Below are 19303 nucleotides of genomic sequence, written 5' to 3'. Positions count from 1 at the left end.
GATCCTTTTTTTATCATATTATAAATTTGTCCTCTCATAAACTGCAGAGAATGCAAAAATGAGGAGGGACTTTGATGTCATATGAAGATTATCAACATGAGTATTTGTCTGAAGAAGAAAGATTAAAGATGACACCACAGCTTATAACGCTTGTGGATCCATACGTATATGAAGCACTTCAGTCTCTTGATGAAAAAGATGTTGTTATTGAAACAGCTCGTGGAACTGTCAGAGGAAAAGTAAAGAAAGTAAAGCCTGATCATGTTGTTATAGAGGAAAAAGGAAAAGACTTTTATGTGCGCATTTGCCAAATCATTTGGATTATGCCTGACTGAAAAGGTCTACCCTGACTTTTTCAGTCAGGGTAGATTTATAATAGCGCTTTCACGCGTATAAATGACAACTTACAAATTGCCCTGAACGAATTTCTCTTAGTAAAGGTTGTCTAGATTTACAAGCTTCTTGAGCAAAAGGGCATCTTTTATAAAAAGGGCAACCGTTGGAAGGACATGATAAACTAGGAGGCGCTCCTTTTAAAACAATTCTTTCACGCTTATAAATTGAAGGTACTGTTGACATTAGAGCTTGCGTGTATGGGTGGATTGGTTCTTCGTATATTTGAGATACGGTTCCTTTTTCTACTATTCTTCCTTTATACATAACTGCCACTTGATCACTAATGTAATAACTGGCATTTAAATTATCTGAAATAAAAAGATACGTAATTGCTCTTTTCTTTTTTAGATGAGAGAGGGTATTTAAAACCTGTGACTGTACAGACAAATCGAGTCCAGACAGGGGATCATCTAAGATTAAAAGCTTTGGTTGTAGTATCAATGCACAAGCAATGTTAACAAGCTGCCTTTCTCCGGGAGTTAATTCTTGGAGAGGATAATAAGCTATGTGAGCTAAGCCCATGCTATTAAGTAAGTGGGAAATGAGACAATGTCCGTTCGTATTGCTACACATTTCGTGAGTTTCTAAAACTTTCTCTAGCATTTTGAAAACAGTATAGCGTTTGTTCCCTTTAAACCTTGCTTCTTTGTCTACATATTGAATATCTTTTTGTAATTTTTTATCTTTCTTTCGGACGAGTTTTGTAATATCTCTTCCTTCAAATAAGACTTTTCCAGTTGTAGGAATAAGTAGTTTGCCTATAATTCGTCCAAGTGTTGATTTGCCGCAGCCACTTTCACCAATCAAACTGAAGGTTTCTCCTTTAGAAATAGATAAAGAGATGCCGTCCACTACTCGTAGGACAGAAGTATTATATAGTTTATTTTTAATATAATGTTTCTCCATATTATAAATTTCAATAAGTGAGGGGGATGCTTGCATAGGAAATCCTCCTTTTGGAATTTTTGATAAAAAAAGAGATACTGTGAAGAGGTAGGCATCCTCATCAGTATCTCCTCCGGTTGACCGGTTGAACTTTAAAGTTATCTAAACTGATCGAATTAGTTGGTTTAAAAAGAAGGTACCTCACAATATCTTAATTGTCAAATGTCTATGCTTCTTTGTGAGAAAAGATTATGGTTTATTTTTACATAGTTTAGTAAAAAAAGGTTGACAAATAAATTTTCTTTTCTGTATATTATTATTCAAAGTTACTAAAGTTTATTATTCCGATTGTTTTTATAGGTATTAAATAGCTTTTCAGGAGGGATAGGGATGACAAATTTTCAAAATCAACACTTAGATACAAAAGCTATTCATGCAGGGCAAGTTATTGATTCCACTACTTTTGCACGTGCAGTACCTATTTATCAGACATCGTCATTTTCGTTTCAAGATAGTGAGCATGCAGCGAGTTTGTTTGATTTAAGTGAAGAAGGATATGTTTATACGAGAATCATTAATCCAACTACAGACGTTTTTGAAAAGAGGATGGCAGCCCTTGAAGGAGGCATAGGAGCATTAGGAGTTTCATCAGGTCAGTCTGCAACCGCTTTTTCCATCTTAAACATTGCTTCTTCCGGGGATGAAATTGTCGCTTCGAGCAGCTTATACGGTGGAACATATAATTTATTTTCAACGACGCTTTCCAAATTTGGGATTACTGTGAAGTTTGTTAACCCTGAGAATCCAGAGAATTTTAAGAGGGAGCTAACAGAGAAAACGAAGGCTATTTTTGCTGAGACCGTAGGAAATCCAAAAGGAGATGTACTAGATATAGAGGCAGTAGCTACCATTGCTCACCAACATAAAATTCCTCTGATTGTCGATAATACAGTTCCAAGTCCTTATCTTCTTAGACCGATTGAGTTTGGGGCAGACATTGTAGTGCATTCTGCAACAAAGTTTATAGGAGGTCACGGAACAACAATTGGAGGAATTATTGTTGATAGTGGGAAATTTGACTGGGAAAAAAGCGGTAAGTTTCCAGACTTAACAAACCCTGATCCAAGTTATCATGGGTTAGTATATACAGAGGCTGCTGGTGAAGCGGCTTATATTACGAAAGCTCGTGTTCAACTTCTAAGAGACTTAGGCTCAGCTCTTTCTCCTTTTAATTCTTTTTTGCTTTTACAAGGTTTAGAGACGTTGCATCTTCGACTGCAAAGACACAGTGAGAACGCTCTTCAAGTTGCTAGTTTTCTTGAAGGTCATGAACTAGTAGACTGGGTCAGCTATCCAGGACTTAGCAGTCATCCGACGAACAAGTTAGCTAAAAAGTACCTTCCAAAAGGGCAAGGAGCAATCTTGACGTTCGGTATTAAAGGAGGTCAAAAAGCGGCAACAAAACTTATTGATTCTGTTCAGCTTTTTTCTCATTTAGCTAATATTGGTGATTCAAAGTCACTGATTATTCATCCTGCAAGTACAACACATCAGCAGCTTACAGAAGAAGAACAACAATCATCTGGCGTCACTCCAGAACTTATCCGTCTTTCAGTTGGAACAGAATTTATCGATGATATTTTAAAAGATTTAGATGATGCGCTTAGAGCAAGTCAATCCTAGCCATTTATTTTGTTTTATAACTGAGTTGACTTATAAGAATAGTAAGTATATACTAAAGGAAATTTAGGAACCGATCGAGCAGACGAAGGTCCGACCAAAAAAAGGGTTGGATCTTTTTTGTTTTTAAAAAGCGGTGAGAGAAGATGGAAAAGGAAAGGTGCTATTCTTCTTTGGATTAACCTTGTTAATCATTTTTTTGAGGATCACAAAGCAGGGTCAGGAGGGAAAGAATGTTTAATCATAAAGAACACCTAGTACAACAATTACTTGAGCTTGGTATTTATAAAAAGGGTGAGTATCATCTTTATGAACTAAGCGTTTCAGAGCTTGAAGTCGAATATCATAATCAGTTAAATAACGAAAAGCCAATTGGATAACCAAAGGCCTACTATTCACATAGTAGGCCTTTTTTGTTCGAAAAATAAAAGAGGTGAAAAGTTGATATATCCTGTTATAGATGGTGCAGAGTCTTTTTTTATAAAAGGTAACTCAGTTGGTCTTCTCCTTTCCCATGGATTTCTGGGAACACCTCAAAGTGTAAAAGACTTAGGAGAACAATTTGCTCAACTAGGTTATACGGTTTATGCTCCTCGTTTAAAAGGGCATGGAACGCACTATAAAGATGTAGAGAAAGCAACTCATAAGGAATGGTTTTCTGATTTAGAAAAAGGATATAAACGTTTGAAAAGATATTGTTCAGTCATCTATGTAGTAGGGCAGTCAATGGGAGGGACGCTTGCTATTTTGTTGGCAAATAAACACCAAGGAATAGATGGCCTTATCCTTATTAATACGGCATTATCTGTGCCAAGTTATGAATTACTGAGAAATCAACTAACTCCTCGCTATATAGAGGAAAGTAAGCCTGATATTAAAAAACAAGGTGTAGTTGAAATAATATACAGTAAAGTTCCGCTCCGGTCTATTCATCAGCTTCAACGTTTAATGAACCAAATTACAGTTGAGGAGCTAAGGAACGTAAAGATTCCTCTTTTAAGCTTTAAGTCCTTAGAAGATCACGTTGTTCCTCCAGAAAATACTGACTATATCATGCAACATATAAGTTCGTTAAAGAAGAGGTCAATTTCTTTAAGTGATTCCTTTCATGTTGCATCAATGGATAATGATAAAAACAAAATTGTTAGAAAAACGCATGCTTATATACAAGAAAACATACAAGGAACAGAAATATCAGTCTAAAATTGATTAAATCATCAATATCTCTCACATGATGAACATTTTAGAGAGCAAGATCCCACCTTTTGAAATGAAAGGGAAAAATTATAAAACAATATAGGATTGAGAAGAGGGAGAGAAAATCATGAAGAAAAAGTACCTTTTTATCTTTTTTAGTTTGATCCTGTTCATCCTTTCAGCTTGTTCATCATCTTCTGGTGAAGCTTTAAAAAAAGAAGAAAATCAACAAAATCATTCCGTCACTCTAAGGATTGGAGCTTCTTCAACTCCGCCGCAGAAATTCTTGAATTTATAAAGCCAACGCTTAAGAAGGAAGGAATCAATTTAGATATTCAAACGATCACAGATGGAATTCAAACAAATGAAAACACTGCAAATGGAGAGCTTGATGCTAACTTTTTTCAACATACGCCTTTTTTAAAACAAACGAATAAAGATAGTGGCTTAAACCTCGTTAAAGTGGAGGGAATCCATATTGAACCTTTTGGTGTATATTCTAAAAAAGTGAACTCAATTAAAAGTTTGAAAAAAGGAGCGAGCATTGCTCTTCCGAACGATCCTGTTAATTTCTCACGCGCGCTAGAGCTGTTTGACGCGAACCAAATAATCGAACTCGATAAAGGAGATGCTCAGAATAAACAATTTACATTAGAAGATATTAAAAAGAATCCACAAGAGTTAGAGTTTATCAAAGTTGATGGGCCCCTACTTCCTCGTTCATTAGATGATGCTGATGCAGCAGCTATTAATACAAATTATGCTCTAGAAGCCAAGCTCAATCCGAAAGAAGATGCCCTAATAATAGAAGATGATCATTCTCCATATGTGAATATTTTAGTTTCTCGTCAGGATAATAAAGCCAACGATTCTATCCAGAAACTAGCTAAAGCGTTAACAACGGAAGAAGTTAAAACGTTTATTAACGAGCATTATAAAGGAGCTGTAGTGCCCGTTTTTTAAGAAAAAAGAAATAGCCAGGAGGCTTAAATGAAACTTAAAGCGATACATGACAAAATTTATTATTAATGGGGGAGAACGTGTTGATTCAATTTAGAAATGTCTTTAAAACTTTTTACACAAAGTCTAGGAAAATTCAAGCTTTGCACAATATCAACTTAACGATTGAAAAAGGAGATATATTTGGGGTTATCGGTCATAGTGGGGCTGGTAAAAGTACGCTTATCCGGACGGTAAACTTATTAGAACAGCCAACAAAAGGTGAAATTATTGTGAATGGAAAAAACTTAGTGCATTTATCAGAAAGAGAAATGCGGGATGTGAAGAAAAACATCGGCATGATTTTTCAACATTTTAATTTGCTAGAATCTAAGACTATTTTTGATAATGTGGCTTTACCTCTTCGCTTAATAAAGGCTTCAAAAGCCTTTATTGCAGAACGAGTGAAAGAGCTTCTAACATTTGTAGGGTTAGAAGATAAAATCCATCACTATCCAAACCAATTATCAGGAGGACAGAAGCAGCGAGTTGGGATTGCGAGAGCGCTTGCAACAAATCCGTCGATCCTTTTGTGTGATGAAGCAACATCTGCTTTAGATCCCGAAACAACGCTTTCTGTTCTACAGTTACTAAAACAGATTAATAGGCAATACGGCATTACCATTCTCATGATTACTCATCAAATGGATGTTGTCAAACAAATTTGTAATAGAGTAGGAGTAATGCATAACGGAGAGCTTATTGAAGAAGGACGAATTATTGATGTGTTTTCAAATCCCCAAAACCCTATCACAGAAAATTTTGTGAAAACTGTTATAAAAGATGATGTGCCAGAAAAGGTGTTTGATTACTTGAAGTCGAAAAATGATAGTCGCGTTTACAGAATTCGCTTTGTAGGAGAGTCTACAGGGCAGCCGATTATATCAGAAATTGCTAAAGCATTTACTGTTCACATTAACATTTTATTTGGAAATATTACAGAATTGCAAAACGTTCCTTTTGGGCATTTAATTGTAGAATTTCAAGGAGATGTGAATGAAATTCAGCGCGCTTATGAACACATTTCAGCCCAAAATATCGTCATTAAGGAGGTTGGATAGGAAATGGAAGTAAGTACAGAATTGATTTTACAATCACTATGGGAAACCTTATATATGGTCAGTATATCCCTTGTTTGCGGCTCGCTCATTGGCATTCCGCTAGGAGTTTTATTAGTCGTAACAAGGAAAGGTCACATTTTAGAAAATGCGTTTATTTTTTCTATTTTAAATCCTATCGTGAATATTCTTCGGTCTATTCCTTTTATTATTTTACTAATAGCTATCATTCCTTTTACTAGATTACTAGTAGGAACTTCTATTGGCACTACTGCAGCTATCGTTCCGCTTGTTCTTCATATTGGCCCTTACATGTCAAGGCTTGTAGAAAATTCGCTCTTAGAAGTTGATAAAGGAATTATTGAATCTGCTAAATCGATGGGAGCGACGCCTTTACAGATTATTTATCATTTTCTTTTTCCGGAAGCATTCGGCTCTATTGTTCTAAGTATTACAACTGTGACCATTGGTTTGGTTGGTGCAACGGCAATGGCGGGAGCAGTTGGCGGAGGCGGGTTAGGCGATTTAGCAATTACATACGGCTATCAGCGTTTTAGCACTATTACAATTGTCGTAACTGTTGTGATTTTAGTTGTTCTCGTGCAACTCATTCAAATGTTAGGTCACTTTTTCGAACGAAAATTAAGAAGAGCTTAGGAGGAAAAAGGATGAAAAAAGGTCTCGGATGGATCGTGGCATTCCTGCTGTGTATGGGATTCTTGATTGGCTGTCAAGAAAAGACGGCGAGTACTTCAGAACAAACGATTAAAGTAGGCATACGGACTTCAGAGTTGAAAACGTGGGAGTTTATTAAATCAAAAGCAAAAGAAGAAGGATTAAACATCGATATCGTGACTTTTACTGCAGCTGTGGATCCTAACCAGGCTCTCTCAGAAGGGGATATTGATGTTAATGCGTTTCAGCATGTTGCGTATTTAAATACGTTTAATGAAAAGAATCATACTGATATTGTCCCGATTGGCACAACTATTATCGCACCGCTAGGTCTTTACTCTAATAAATATAAAGATTTAAAACAGCTTCCAAATGGAGCAAAGATTGCTGTACCTAATGATCAATCGAACTGGGGAAGAGCTTTAGTGCTTCTGCAGGAAGCAAACTTACTAACAGTTGTAGATGATTTTGATGGAAATGGGGGAGAAGACAAAATTAAGAAAAATCCTAAAAACCTAGAAATTATTCCGGTTGACTCAGCAACTACGCCGCGCGTAATGGAAGACGTTGACGCTTCTATCATTAATAATGGGGTAGCTGTTGAAGCAGGACTAGGATTAAAGGATGCTCTTGTTCATGAAAGCAAAACGGCTAAACCGTATATTAATGTTATTGCAGCAAGAAAAGAAGATCAAAATAATGAAACATACAAAAAGCTTGTTCATCTTTATCAAAGTGACGAAGTTGCTGATTATATAGAAAAGACATTTAATGGAAACTATTTACCTGCTTTTATTCCCTTAAAAGAGATCAAAAGTTAAGAAAAGAGAAATGGACGGAGGGAAGCTCAAGATTTTAATGAAGGAGGAAGAGGGTTTATGAGCAAAAAACAGATGAAGTTGGCAGCTTATCTTGTTGGAACAGGAATGCATGTTGCCTCGTGGAAACATCCAAAAGCAAATCCGAAAGCAAGCATAGATGTTGAACATTATAAAAGATTAGCCCGCGTTGCTGAAAATGGGAAATTTGATATTGCTTTTATTGCAGACAGCCTGGCGATCAATGAACAATCTCACCCTAATATTTTAAATCGATTTGACCCCATCGTTTTAATTACAGCACTAGCAGAAGCTACCTCTAAAATCGGAATTGTTGCAACTGCCTCAACTACGTATAGCGAGCCATATATTCTGGCTCGCCAATTTGCTTCTGTTGATCATATAAGCAGAGGCCGCGCGGGGTGGAACCTTGTGACAACAGGCGATGCTACAGGAGCTACGGCTCAAAATTTTGGTCGGGAAACTCATGAAGAACACGACGTTCGTTATGAACGGGCAGAAGAATTTATTGACGTTGTACAAGGACTTTGGGATTCATGGGAAGACGATGCGTTTGTATTGGATAAAGAAAAGGGAACGTTTTTTAATGAAGAAAAACTCCATAGACTAAACTATAAAGGAACCTTCTTTTCTGTTCGTGGACCGCTCAATATTGCAAGATCTGTACAAGGTCAACCTGTGATCGTTCAAGCTGGCTCTTCTCCTTCAGGTCAACGTCTTGCCGCTCGCACAGCAGAAGTAGTTTTTATCCATAAAGACAGCAAAGAAGAAGCAAAAAAGTATTATCAAAGCTTAAAAAGTCAGATGAAAACATTTAACCGTGATCCTGAGAGTTTGTCCATTCTTCAAGGGATATCACCTATTATTGGCCGGACAGAAGCGGAAGCTCACGAAAAGTATACTGAACTACAGCGTCTTCTTTCATCCTACGAAGGGCTGCAATTTTTATCAGGATATATGGGAAATATTGATTTTACAAAATACCCTTTAAATATGCTAGCATCAGAGATTAATTTCCCGAAAGTAAACGGCATTCAAAGTCAGTTTGATGAAATGAAGCGTATTATGAAAGAAGAAAAATTAACCGTTGGAGATTTATACTATCGTTTTGTTGGAGCGGGAAGGAAGGATGCGTTCGTAGGCACGCCTCACCAAATTGCTGATGAAATGGAGAAATGGATAGAAGAAGGAGCCTCTGACGGATTTATGCTTCAATGCCCCTTACTTCCGGCAGGATTAGAAGATTTTGTTCAATATGTTGTGCCTCTTCTCCAAGAGAAAGGAATATACCGGAGTGAATATGAAGGAACAACACTAAGAGAACATTTAGGCCTTAGGAAACCAAAGAATCGATACGCTCGTTCAATATATAAAGGGAGATTATAAAAAATGAGAACGGTTTTGAAACAAAATCATACTATACCTATAGAAATTAATTGATTAAAAATATTTGTTTTTTGCGAACTTTTAAACCGCATAATTTATCGTTAATTTGCTTAAAAGGAGCAGATAGTATGACCATTTTCCGAAGCGTCCACGATCTCATTGGCCGGACACCTCTTTTAGAAATCACACATTTTTCTCTTCCTTCAAATATTCGGTTGTTTGCAAAGCTTGAATATTTCAATCCAGGAGGAAGTGTGAAAGACCGTCTTGGTCAGCATCTTCTTCAAGAGGCATTCCAGAGAGGATTAGTACAAAGCGGTGGAACCATTATTGAACCAACTGCAGGTAATACAGGAATTGGGTTGGCTCTCGCTGCCATTCATAAAGACGTGAACGTGATTTTTTGCGTACCGGAGAAGTTTAGTGTAGAAAAACAGGAACTAATGAAAGCGCTAGGAGCTACTGTAGTAAACACCCCAACAAAGCTTGGAATGAAAGGAGCCATTCATAAGGCGCAGGAGTTGTTAAAGGAAATTCCAAATTCATATGCTCCGCAGCAGTTTGCGAATGATCAAAATCCTGAAACATATTACAAAACATTAGGACCTGAGATATGGAAAGAGCTTGGTGGGGACATTGACGTATTTGTTGCTGGAGCAGGCACAGGTGGAACTTTTATGGGGACAGCGAAGTACTTAAAAGAACAAAAAAAAGAAGTTAAAACAGTTATTGTAGAACCTACAGGCTCTATTCTAAATGGAGGAGATCCTGGTCCTCATGAAACAGAAGGAATTGGGATGGAATTTCTTCCTTCATATATGAATCCTTCTTATTTTGATGCCATTCATACGATAGAAGATCATCATGCTTTTACAATGGTTAAAGAGTTAGCTCGCAAAGAAGGGTTGTTTGTTGGAAGTTCATCTGGTGCTGCTTTTTATGCAGCACTGCAAGAAAGTAAAAAGGCAAGTCAGGGATCAAAAATTGTAGTAATTTTCCCTGATTCAAGTGAACGCTATTTAAGTCAGCACATATATGGAGGAGAGTAGAATGAGGAAGAAAACTAAGCTTATTCATGGTGGTATCTCGACTGACAAAGAAACAGGAGCGGTTTCTATTCCTATATACCATTCAAGTACGTATAAACAAGAAGAACCAGGTGAGCCGAAGGAATATGAGTATGCTCGAACAGGAAATCCAACCCGCTTTGCTGTAGAAGAACTTATTAAAGATTTAGAAGAGGGAGAAAGAGGCTTTGCATTTAGTTCAGGAATGGCTGCCATAACATCTGTTGTTCTTCTGTTTCAAAAAGGAGATCATTTTCTTTTAAGTGATGATGTATACGGAGGATCTTTTCGGGTCATTACGAAAGTGTTAAGTCGCTTTGGCATTGAGGCAACATTCATAGATACAAGTAAGGTAGAAAACATAGAGCCGGCGATTAAAAAAAATACGAAGGCCATCTTTATTGAAACACCAACAAATCCATTACTAAAGATTACAAATATAAAAGAAGCGGCTGCAATTGCCAAGCGCTATAACCTTCTTACGATTGTAGATAACACGTTTAGTACGCCTTATTGGCAAAATCCGATTACGCTTGGAGCTGACATTGTTCTTCATAGTGCCACAAAATATCTTGGTGGGCATAGTGATGTTGTAGCAGGGTTAGCCGTGGTGAATAACAAGAAACTAGGAGATGATCTCCATTTCGTTCAAAACTCAACAGGAGCCATACTTAGTCCACATGATTCATGGCTTCTTATGAGAGGCATAAAAACGCTTGGCATTCGAATGGAAGAACATGAGCAAAATGCAAGGGAGATTGTAGACTTTTTAGTTCAGCATTCAGAAGTGAAGAATGTGTACTATCCTGGTCTTTCTTCTCATCCAAATCATTCACTAGCTGTAACCCAAGCGCGAGGATTTGGTGGAATGATTTCGTTTGAAGTAGAGACAGAGGAAAAAGCAAGAGAACTAGTAAAGAAAACAAAATATTTCACACTTGCTGAAAGTCTTGGTGCTGTTGAGAGCTTAATTTCGATTCCAGCTCTTATGACTCATGCGTCAATTCCAAAAGAAAGACGTGAACAATTAGGCATTACAGATGGATTAATTCGTATTTCAGTAGGTCTTGAAGATAAAGATGACTTAATAGAAGACTTAAAAGAAGCCTTATCTTTTCAATAATGTAAAAAAGACAAAGATATCTTTGTCTTTTTTTGTGGAAGAGAAGATCTTTTTCGTTATTTCCGTTCATAACGTTGACATGCTTTATAAAGGCCTATATAATACAGAACGGACTTTATAAGAAACGGTAAAACTTTAGACAGCAAGAGAAAGGAGGAACCATATGAAAACTGTTTATAAAGATCTTTTACTCATTATAGTTGGATCTCTTCTTGTTGCAGCTTCGATTGATTTTTTTGTTGTACCGAATAAGCTTGGGGATGGAAGTTCTGTTGGAATTGCTCTTGTCCTTTATTATCTTTTTCATATCCCAACAAGCGTTAGTACTTTTGTTGTTAACATTGTGTTTATTGCTATTTCAGCTAAATTTTTGACGAAAAGAACAATTGCTTACACTGTGTTAGGAGCCTTTATGACGTCTGTATTCCTGAGCCTTGTTGCTTTTATTCCATTTAAAGTAGAAGATATGATTTTAGGTATTGTATTCGGAGCCCTTTTAATGGGGGCTGGGCTTGCTCTTATTTTCATTGCAGATGGTTCTACGGGAGGAACAACACTTCTTGCCTATTTGCTGAACTATACAAAAGGTTACAATATTTCTAAAAGTATGTTTTATATGGATAGCTTAATTATCTTGGCATCTGTTGTCGCAATTGGTGTACACAATACGCTTTATACGTTCATTTTTGTGTATTTGTGCGCTAAGATTGTGAACATTTTTATTGAAGGGTTTCATAATAAAAAAGCTGTGACAATTATGTCTGCAAAACACGAAGAAATTGCAAATTACGTAACGAAAAATTGTGGACATGCCGCTACTATTTTTTATGGATACGGTTTTTATGAAAATAAAAACAAGCATATTATCTATACGGTTATTAAAAAGAACGAGTTGTTAAAAGTAAAGCGAAATGTAACCAAAATAGATCCGCAGTCTTTCATTGTAATTCATGATGTAAAAGAAGTTGTAGGAGGCAAATTTGGATTTATAAGCTCTTCTGCAAAATAAACAAAAAGCTTTTAAGATGAATGATCATCTTAAAGGCTTTTTTATTTTAATGGGAAACAGGAAATAAGAAAAAACAATGGATGAATGAGACAATCCCTTCTTATCATACAACGTAATAGACAGCATTGTTGTCACAAGGAGGGTACAACTATGATTAAACGAATAGATAAGCTGCTTATCGATTTACCCAAATCTGTACATCCAGATGCTAATGCTGCTGCTGCCGTGCAGGAGCTTCTAGGCGGGAAATTTGGCGAGATGTCAACGCTTAATAACTATATGTTTCAATCTTTTAACTTTCGTCATAAAAAGAAGTTCCGTCCTTTTTATGAACTGATTGCAAGTATCACGGCAGAAGAGTTCGGCCATGTTGAACTTGTCTCAAATGCGATTAATTTAATGATTGAAGGAACAACATTTCCAGAAGATCCAGACCTTGCTCCAATGAGGGATGCGAAGGATAAACGAAACACGCATCATTTTATTGCAACAGCTCAAACTGCAATTCCTGCTAATTCAATGGGTCAGCCGTGGACAGGAGATTATGTTGTAACAAGTGGGAATTTGATCTTTGATCTTTTGCACAACTTTTTTCTTGAGTGTGGAGCACGCACGCATAAAATGCGCGTATATGAAATGACAGATCATCCTGTTGCACGGGAAATGATTGGATATCTGCTTGTACGAGGTACAACGCATGCGGTTGCTTATGCAAAAGCACTTGAAGTTGCAACAGGTGTTGATGTAACAAAGTTGCTCCCAATTCCAAACCTCGAAAATAAGCGTTTTGATAGTGCTCGGAAATTTGAAGAGCAAAATGTTCATACGAAACTATATACATTTAGCGATGCGGATTATAAACAAATAGCGAAAATTTGGAAAGGACCTCATCCATCAGATGGAAAGCCTGTTCAAGTTGTAGATGGAACGCCAAGAGGAGGAACAATTCCAGACTTAGAACCCATTACAGAAGAGTTTGCACCAGGTGTTTCAGAGGAAGACTTTATAAAAATATTAGCTCGTTTAAAAAGCTCTGCTGGCATATAGCATGTTGTTCCTATTTAAAATGGGGAATTTTTTGTAGAAGAAGCACTGTTTCTTTCTGAGAAAGTAGCCTATTGTTATATTTTGTACAAAGTATACGGAAGGAAATACCCAATCTAAAAAAGTAGGAACGATTCGATATAGCAGAAGTAGAGAGAAGAAACATAAAGAGATCCTTCATTAAGAAAAAGAATTGAAAACAAATGGGAAAGCCACCCTTACCTTAAATGTGACAGAACAATTCATTGTTCTGTTATTTTTAATACAAAAAGAAAACCCTTTCATAAAAAGTATTTCTAGCCTATTCTTAATACATAAGAAGGGGGATTAAAAAATGAGGGAAGAGATTTCTATGCAATATAGTGCAGAATGGTGGAAAGCCGTTGCTCACTGTATTCATGATGGAATTCTTGTTATTGATAAGCATGAAATTGTAAGAATGATTAATCCAGAATACACGAAGATTACAGGCGTGACCCAACATATTATTGGAAAACCGCTCAGTACATACAGACGAGGTGCTAAGCTTCCACAAACGTTAAAGGATGGAAAAACAAGAGCTGGGGTGTATAGAAAAACAGAAGACCGAGAATATATGGTAGATATGGCCCCCATTATATTGAATGGAGAAGTTGTAGGAGCTGTTTCAGTTTGTAAAAGCTTAACAGAAGTAGATAAGCTTTCTCAGGAATTAAAAAGGCAAAGAGAAAAGGTTGAAACATTAAAAAGTCGGATGAATAGAGCTTATGAAGCAAAGTATACGTTTAAAGATATTATTGGTAAGAGTGATAAGGTGAAAAAAGCCATATCTATTGCTGAAAAGGCTTCAGCATCCTCTTTTCCCGTGCTTATAACAGGGGAGAGTGGAACAGGAAAAGAGCTATTTGCCCAAAGTATTCATAATAAAAGTGAACGAAGTGGACGGGCATTTGTTCCTGTAAATTGTGCAGCCATTCCATCTTCATTGCTAGAAAGCGAGCTTTTCGGATACGGAGAAGGAGCATTCACAAATGCGAAAAAAAACGGCAAGCCAGGGCTCTTTGAAGTAGCGCATGAAGGGACCCTATTTCTAGATGAAATAGGTGATATGCCCTCGAGTCTGCAGGCTAAACTTCTTCGTGTTTTACAAGAGAAAAAGCTTCGAAGAGTAGGAGAAACAAAAGAGCGAGAAATCGACGTGAGAATTATTGCTGCGACACACCGTAATATCGAACAGCTTGTGCACAAAAAACACTTTAGAGAAGATTTATTTTATCGATTAAACGTTATTCGCATTGAAGTTCCTCCTTTACGAGAGCGAAAAGAAGATATTTCTATACTTATTGAATCTCAAGCTTCTGAATTTACCTCGTACATTTTTGAGGAGGAAGCTGTGCGCGTTTTAAGAAATTATGAGTGGCCAGGAAATATTAGAGAGTTAAAAAATACTGTAGACTATGCTACCTGTATGGCAGATAACGAACAAATTACAGTAGAAAACTTACCCTCATTTATTGTAAAGAAAGGAGAAAAAAACAAAGAAGAAAGTGAAACATTGCAAGAAATGATAAGAAGAAGAGAAAAAGAATATATTCAAAAAGCATTAAGTGCATGTGGACATGATATTGAAGGAAAGAAAAAAGCAGCGGAGTTCTTAGGTATCTCTCTTGCTACTTTGTACAACAAGTTAAAGAAGCTTAACATGTGAGATTTCTAAAAGGTTAGAAAGTGTTCTAACCTTTTAGAAATCTTTTCTTTTTCTCTTCTTATAAAGGAAATTCATTTTCGAGAAACGAGGGGAGTTCTAGAAATTTAGAAAACTATCAGAAAGCGTTTTCGAAATAAATTTACTGTTAGAGAATTTCTTTTCTTTAAAAACCGCTGTTTTTGAGAAAGAAACGTTAGAAATGATCAGATTGGCATGCATCTTGCACTATATAAAGTAAAGAAAGGATGTAGAGGAAAGGAGAGAAGGGATGAAAAGAACTCACTTTAAAAAGTTTTTTATAGCTAGTCCAGCAGCTTGTTGTTTTTTTTGTATGTCTGAAAGTACAAAAGCCCAAAGCTTTATCGATGGAGAAGCAAAAAAATCGCTATGCCACAAAATAGACTCAACGTAGAAAGCATTCAAAGTGGAAAGGAAATAGAACCTTATTAGCCGAAAAAAGATAGGGGGAAAAACATGATCGCATTGTTAGGTTTATTAACAATCGGAACTTTTCTTTTTCTCATTATGACAAAACGGGTTTCGGTTTTAGTTTCTTTAGTACTTGTGCCAATTTTGTTTGGCTTAATTGGAGGATTTGGGCGTGACTTAGGAAATATGATGTTAGACGGGCTTATCCAAGTCGCCCCAACAGGAATTATGATTGTTTTCGCTATTTTATACTTCGGTTTAATGCTTGATGCAGGACTGTTTGATCCAATGATTGCAAAAATAGTGGCTGTCGTAAAAGGTAGTCCCTTAAAGATTGTAGTAGGAACAGCTTTGCTGACACTAGTTGTCCATCTAGACGGAGACGGAGCAGCAACATTCATGATTACAATTTCAGCGCTTTTACCTATCTATAAAAAATTAAACATGAATCCTCTTATTCTATCAGGAGTTGTAGGCTTAGCTGCAGGAGTTATGAACATGACGCCCTGGGGAGGACCAACAGCAAGGGCAATGGCAACACTTGATGCCCAGTCTTCAGATATCTTTAATCCTATTATTCCAGCAATGCTTGGAGGAATGGTTTGGGTCCTATTTGTTGCTTATATATTAGGGAAAAAAGAACAGAGAAGACTTGGAGTTTTAAAAACCGATGAAGACTATAAAACGCTGTCAGAACAAGCAGCAGCTGTTGATGAAAGTGCAAAACGCCCTAATTTGTTTTGGTTCAATGTTTTATTAACTTTAGCTTTGTTAGTTTCTCTTATTGTTGAACTGCTTCCAATGCCTGTTTTATTCCTTGTGGCCTTTGTTATTGCCTTGTTTATTAACTATCCGCATCCAAAAGACCAGCAAGAAAGGCTTACAAATCATGCAAGCAATATTATTGTTGTTTGTACAATGATTTTTGCTGCAGGTATTTTCACAGGAGTTTTGACAGGAACTAAAATGATTGAAGAGATGTCTTTATCACTTGTCTCTATTATTCCAGATTCACTTGGGGGATATCTTCCTGTTCTTGTTGCTATAACAAGTATGCCACTCAGTTTAATTTTCACTCCTGATGCGTATTATTTCGGAGTTTTACCCATTTTGAGTGAAACTGCTGCAAGCTTTGGAGTGAACCCCCATGAAATAGGAAGAGCAGCTATTTTAGGACAAATGACAACAGGATTTCCGCTTAGTCCTCTAACGGCCTCTACTTTCATTCTTATTGGACTAACAGGAGTAAGCCTAGTTGATCATCAGAAATTTATTTTTAAATGGGCTTTTGGTACAACGCTTGTTATGACTGTTCTCGCTCTTTTAACAGGAGCTATTTCTATTTGAGGTGATAAATATGTTAAAAATCGGATCTGGAGCGGGGTTTTCAGGAGATCGGTTAGAACCTGCGCTTTTATTAGCACAAAGTGGGAAGTTAGACTATCTTGTTTTAGAATGTTTAGCAGAACGCACGATTGCTCTTGCTCAAAAGCGGAAGCAAAAAAATGAAAAAGAAGGATATGATCTTCTTTTAGAAAAAAGAATAGAGCTTCTTTTACCTTCGCTTCACAAACATAACGTTCGTCTTATTACAAATATGGGTGCTGCAAATCCCATTGAAGCTGCAAAAAAAGTAGTTGAGATTGCCAAAAAGCTTAATATTCCTGTGAAAGTAGCAGCTGTAACTGGTGATGATGTTTTTCACAGCATTGATTTGACAACACCTTCTTTAGAAACAAATGAGCCGTTGTACTCGTATCAAAAAATTGTATCTGCTAATGCGTACATTGGTATAGAGGGGATTATCTCTGCTTTAGAGACGGAGGCGGACATTATTGTCACAGGTAGAGCTGCTGATCCTTCCCTTTTTTTAGCTCCTATTGTGCATCACTATGGTTGGTCATTGACAGATTACAATAAGCTTGGGCAAGGAACAGTTATTGGTCACTTGCTTGAGTGTGGAGGGCAAGTTGCAGGAGGATATTTTGCAGATCCTGTTAAAAAGCCAGTACAGGACCTCGATACATTAGGGTTTCCGTATGCAGAAATTGAAAAAGACGGAAGGGCAGTTATTAGAAAGTTAGAGGGAACAGGAGGGGAAATAAATTTAGCAACAGTGAAGGAACAGCTTCTTTATGAAGTATTAAATCCTTATGAATATATAACTCCTGATGTACGCGCTGATTTTACTTCTGTCCATTTAGAACAAGTGGAAAAAGATGCTGTTCTCGTTTACGGAGGTAGTGGAAGCGAGAAGCCTGAACATTTGAAAGTAAGTGTTGGCTATCATGCTGGTTTCATTGGGGAAGGGGAAATTTCCTATGGCGGAGAGCATGCACTTAAACGAGCGGAACTTGCAGGAGAAGTTATAGGAAGACGTCTAAAAAAATTTTTTCCAGATTTTCAAATCGATTATATCGGCTGTTCTTCGCTGCACTATTCATCATTTAATCATAGAAATCAACCATATGAAGTGAGGGTGCGAGTTGCAGGAAGGACAGATACGCTAGAGAGGGCAAGATTAATAGGAGAAGAAGTTGAAGCTCTCTATACGAACGGACCTGCTGGCGGTGGAGGAGCTAGAAAATATGCTTATGATGTTATTGGGATTGTGTCATCCTTTATACCTCGAGATAAAGTAAAGCTAAGGATAACAGTAGAGGAGCATATAACACATGAGAAAACTATATGATATCGCTCATAGTCGAGCAGGTGACAAAGGGAACACACTTATGCTTTCCCTTATCCCTTACAATGAACAAGATTATCGTTTGCTTTGTGAAAAGATAACAGCAGAAAAAGTGAGGAAACATTTAGAAGGAATTGTAGAAGGGGAGGTTATCAGATATGAACTTCCTAATATTTCGGCTTTACAATTTGTGTGTTATAACGCCATGCGTGGAGGTGTGACAACATCATTAAGCATTGATACACACGGAAAGAGCCTTAGCTATGCTCTGTTGGAAATGGAAGTTGATGTGTAAAAAAGTCCTGCCTTGTAGGCAGGATTCTCTTACAAAATATTAAAATCTGTCACAAGAGAAACAACATGTCCTTTTTCATCAATCCCCCAATAGGAGGCATAAAATCCATCTCCATATCCAGAAGAGAAGACTAGGGCATTAAGGTTATGTTCTTCATCAAGGATTAAATTTCCCCACATATCATTGTGTTCTTCAAGTTTTTCTTCTAGAACATCATCATAGAAGCTAATAAAGTCATCTCCAAGCTCGTTGATTTTCTTTCTTTCGAGCTCTTCCATCTTTAGTACAGCACTTCCATCAGCAAAACAGCTTAAACCTGTATCAACAGGATGACCAAAAATCATATTTTTCTCAAGATTTTTAATATGTTGACCAGGTTTTGTTGCCATTTCAAAGCGAACTGGCTTTTGATTTGAAAACGTAATAAGAGATCCGGCGACAGAGTTTTCTTTATCTAATAGTAAAGAAACAGGATATGAGCCAGGTTGAATATTTTTTTGGAAAGGGGTACTTTCCTCAAAAAAATTAGGATCACATGCAACGACATTTCCAGATATAATGGTAATGTTCTCGATAGATTGATAGTGTAGGTTTTCTTCTTCATGAAGAAGAAAAGAAAGCAGCTTTTGCACCTATTTTCATCCTTTCTAAGCCAATAGTCTTTCTTAGTATAACAGCAAACAAGAAAAGAAATTTCAACTCTATACGTTTTTAGTGAAAATAGTACTAAAAAAGTGTTTGCAAGCGCAATCATTATGTTGTATACTAAGTTCATAGACAAGGATTGTTACTGTTCGGCAGGCAAAACCTGAATTCATTAGAGTATTATAGGCTTCTATAATGCT

Annotated in this window: 18 protein-coding genes and 1 pseudogene; 17 read left to right on the top strand and 2 right to left on the bottom strand. The window is 36.9% G+C overall.

Translation table 11 applies throughout. The features are described 5' to 3' along the window. Nucleotides 1-74 precede the first annotated feature (74 nt). Nucleotides 75-335, top strand: coding sequence for a YuzF family protein (locus ACK3CR_RS18615; protein ID WP_113753164.1), 261 nt, complete (start codon nucleotides 75-77; stop codon nucleotides 333-335). Between the two features lie 49 nt (nucleotides 336-384). Here ACK3CR_RS18615 and ACK3CR_RS18610 read toward each other — a convergent pair whose 3' ends face one another. After that, nucleotides 385-1338, bottom strand: coding sequence for an ABC transporter ATP-binding protein (locus ACK3CR_RS18610; protein WP_328122651.1), 954 nt, complete (start codon nucleotides 1336-1338; stop codon nucleotides 385-387). A gap of 333 nt (nucleotides 1339-1671) precedes the next feature. Between ACK3CR_RS18610 and ACK3CR_RS18605 the strand changes: the two genes are divergently transcribed. The 16 genes and pseudogenes from ACK3CR_RS18605 to ACK3CR_RS18530 all read left to right on the top strand — a co-directional run bounded on the left by ACK3CR_RS18605 (nucleotide 1672) and on the right by ACK3CR_RS18530 (nucleotide 18458). After that, complete coding sequence (locus tag ACK3CR_RS18605; RefSeq protein WP_243518873.1) at nucleotides 1672-2964, top strand: homocysteine synthase; 1293 nt, start codon at nucleotides 1672-1674, stop codon at nucleotides 2962-2964. 230 nt (nucleotides 2965-3194) lie between these two features. Beyond that, nucleotides 3195-3341, top strand: coding sequence for a Fur-regulated basic protein FbpA (locus ACK3CR_RS18600; RefSeq protein WP_111925458.1), 147 nt, complete (start codon nucleotides 3195-3197; stop codon nucleotides 3339-3341). A 61-nt stretch (nucleotides 3342-3402) separates the two neighbouring features. Beyond that, the gene (locus ACK3CR_RS18595) at nucleotides 3403-4164 is read left to right on the top strand and encodes an alpha/beta hydrolase (RefSeq protein ID WP_430237208.1); all 762 of its coding nucleotides are present in this window, start codon (nucleotides 3403-3405) and stop codon (nucleotides 4162-4164) included. Nucleotides 4165-4285: 121 nt separating this feature from the next. Beyond that, a pseudogene (locus ACK3CR_RS18590) lies at nucleotides 4286-5121 on the top strand (MetQ/NlpA family ABC transporter substrate-binding protein). Nucleotides 5122-5201: 80 nt separating this feature from the next. Continuing rightward, nucleotides 5202-6218 carry a methionine ABC transporter ATP-binding protein gene (locus ACK3CR_RS18585; protein WP_243518876.1) on the top strand — a complete coding sequence of 339 codons (1017 nt, stop codon included), beginning with the start codon at nucleotides 5202-5204 and terminating at the stop codon, nucleotides 6216-6218. A gap of 3 nt (nucleotides 6219-6221) precedes the next feature. Next, entirely contained in the window at nucleotides 6222-6872 is a 651-nt protein-coding gene (locus tag ACK3CR_RS18580; protein ID WP_243518878.1) for a methionine ABC transporter permease, read from the top strand. 11 nt (nucleotides 6873-6883) lie between these two features. Continuing rightward, nucleotides 6884-7711, top strand: a complete 828-nt coding sequence (locus tag ACK3CR_RS18575) for a MetQ/NlpA family ABC transporter substrate-binding protein (protein WP_488975922.1) — start codon at nucleotides 6884-6886, stop codon at nucleotides 7709-7711. A gap of 57 nt (nucleotides 7712-7768) precedes the next feature. Continuing rightward, nucleotides 7769-9115, top strand: coding sequence for an LLM class flavin-dependent oxidoreductase (locus tag ACK3CR_RS18570; RefSeq protein WP_328122655.1), 1347 nt, complete (start codon nucleotides 7769-7771; stop codon nucleotides 9113-9115). 128 nt (nucleotides 9116-9243) lie between these two features. Then, complete coding sequence (locus tag ACK3CR_RS18565; RefSeq protein WP_243518887.1) at nucleotides 9244-10164, top strand: PLP-dependent cysteine synthase family protein; 921 nt, start codon at nucleotides 9244-9246, stop codon at nucleotides 10162-10164. 1 nt (nucleotide 10165) lies between these two features. Continuing rightward, nucleotides 10166-11305, top strand: a complete 1140-nt coding sequence (locus tag ACK3CR_RS18560; RefSeq protein ID WP_243518890.1) for a bifunctional cystathionine gamma-lyase/homocysteine desulfhydrase — start codon at nucleotides 10166-10168, stop codon at nucleotides 11303-11305. 163 nt (nucleotides 11306-11468) lie between these two features. Next, nucleotides 11469-12314, top strand: coding sequence for a YitT family protein (locus ACK3CR_RS18555; RefSeq protein WP_019392179.1), 846 nt, complete (start codon nucleotides 11469-11471; stop codon nucleotides 12312-12314). Between the two features lie 150 nt (nucleotides 12315-12464). Next, nucleotides 12465-13361 carry a manganese catalase family protein gene (locus tag ACK3CR_RS18550; RefSeq protein ID WP_488975921.1) on the top strand — a complete coding sequence of 299 codons (897 nt, stop codon included), beginning with the start codon at nucleotides 12465-12467 and terminating at the stop codon, nucleotides 13359-13361. Nucleotides 13362-13692: 331 nt separating this feature from the next. After that, nucleotides 13693-15045, top strand: coding sequence for a sigma-54 interaction domain-containing protein (locus ACK3CR_RS18545; RefSeq protein WP_488975920.1), 1353 nt, complete (start codon nucleotides 13693-13695; stop codon nucleotides 15043-15045). Between the two features lie 474 nt (nucleotides 15046-15519). Further along, entirely contained in the window at nucleotides 15520-16821 is a 1302-nt protein-coding gene (locus tag ACK3CR_RS18540; protein ID WP_488975919.1) for a CitMHS family transporter, read from the top strand. Between the two features lie 10 nt (nucleotides 16822-16831). Continuing rightward, nucleotides 16832-18166 carry an acyclic terpene utilization AtuA family protein gene (locus tag ACK3CR_RS18535; protein WP_488975918.1) on the top strand — a complete coding sequence of 445 codons (1335 nt, stop codon included), beginning with the start codon at nucleotides 16832-16834 and terminating at the stop codon, nucleotides 18164-18166. Further along, nucleotides 18150-18458 carry an AtuA-related protein gene (locus tag ACK3CR_RS18530; RefSeq protein ID WP_328122658.1) on the top strand — a complete coding sequence of 103 codons (309 nt, stop codon included), beginning with the start codon at nucleotides 18150-18152 and terminating at the stop codon, nucleotides 18456-18458. Before ACK3CR_RS18535 ends, ACK3CR_RS18530 begins: the two co-directional genes overlap by 17 nt. A 29-nt stretch (nucleotides 18459-18487) precedes the next feature. Here ACK3CR_RS18530 and ACK3CR_RS18525 read toward each other — a convergent pair whose 3' ends face one another. Then, nucleotides 18488-19090 carry a DUF4241 domain-containing protein gene (locus tag ACK3CR_RS18525; protein ID WP_243518913.1) on the bottom strand — a complete coding sequence of 201 codons (603 nt, stop codon included), beginning with the start codon at nucleotides 19088-19090 and terminating at the stop codon, nucleotides 18488-18490. Between the last annotated feature and the right edge of the window lie 213 nt (nucleotides 19091-19303).

The sequence above is a fragment of the Priestia sp. TRM10 genome (assembly GCF_057808375.1).
Note: the sequence above shows the minus strand (reverse complement) of the source record. Positions and strands in the feature narration are given on the sequence as shown.

Coding starts and splice junctions, on each gene's coding strand:
- ACK3CR_RS18615 (WP_113753164.1), top strand. CDS start 75: ATGTCATATGAAGATTATCAACATGAGTATTTGTCTGAAGAAGAAAGA.
- ACK3CR_RS18610 (WP_328122651.1), bottom strand. CDS start 1,338: ATGCAAGCATCCCCCTCACTTATTGAAATTTATAATATGGAGAAACAT.
- ACK3CR_RS18605 (WP_243518873.1), top strand. CDS start 1,672: ATGACAAATTTTCAAAATCAACACTTAGATACAAAAGCTATTCATGCA.
- ACK3CR_RS18600 (WP_111925458.1), top strand. CDS start 3,195: ATGTTTAATCATAAAGAACACCTAGTACAACAATTACTTGAGCTTGGT.
- ACK3CR_RS18580 (WP_243518878.1), top strand. CDS start 6,222: ATGGAAGTAAGTACAGAATTGATTTTACAATCACTATGGGAAACCTTA.
- ACK3CR_RS18575 (WP_488975922.1), top strand. CDS start 6,884: ATGAAAAAAGGTCTCGGATGGATCGTGGCATTCCTGCTGTGTATGGGA.
- ACK3CR_RS18570 (WP_328122655.1), top strand. CDS start 7,769: ATGAGCAAAAAACAGATGAAGTTGGCAGCTTATCTTGTTGGAACAGGA.
- ACK3CR_RS18565 (WP_243518887.1), top strand. CDS start 9,244: ATGACCATTTTCCGAAGCGTCCACGATCTCATTGGCCGGACACCTCTT.
- ACK3CR_RS18560 (WP_243518890.1), top strand. CDS start 10,166: ATGAGGAAGAAAACTAAGCTTATTCATGGTGGTATCTCGACTGACAAA.
- ACK3CR_RS18555 (WP_019392179.1), top strand. CDS start 11,469: ATGAAAACTGTTTATAAAGATCTTTTACTCATTATAGTTGGATCTCTT.
- ACK3CR_RS18550 (WP_488975921.1), top strand. CDS start 12,465: ATGATTAAACGAATAGATAAGCTGCTTATCGATTTACCCAAATCTGTA.
- ACK3CR_RS18545 (WP_488975920.1), top strand. CDS start 13,693: ATGAGGGAAGAGATTTCTATGCAATATAGTGCAGAATGGTGGAAAGCC.
- ACK3CR_RS18540 (WP_488975919.1), top strand. CDS start 15,520: ATGATCGCATTGTTAGGTTTATTAACAATCGGAACTTTTCTTTTTCTC.
- ACK3CR_RS18535 (WP_488975918.1), top strand. CDS start 16,832: ATGTTAAAAATCGGATCTGGAGCGGGGTTTTCAGGAGATCGGTTAGAA.
- ACK3CR_RS18530 (WP_328122658.1), top strand. CDS start 18,150: ATGAGAAAACTATATGATATCGCTCATAGTCGAGCAGGTGACAAAGGG.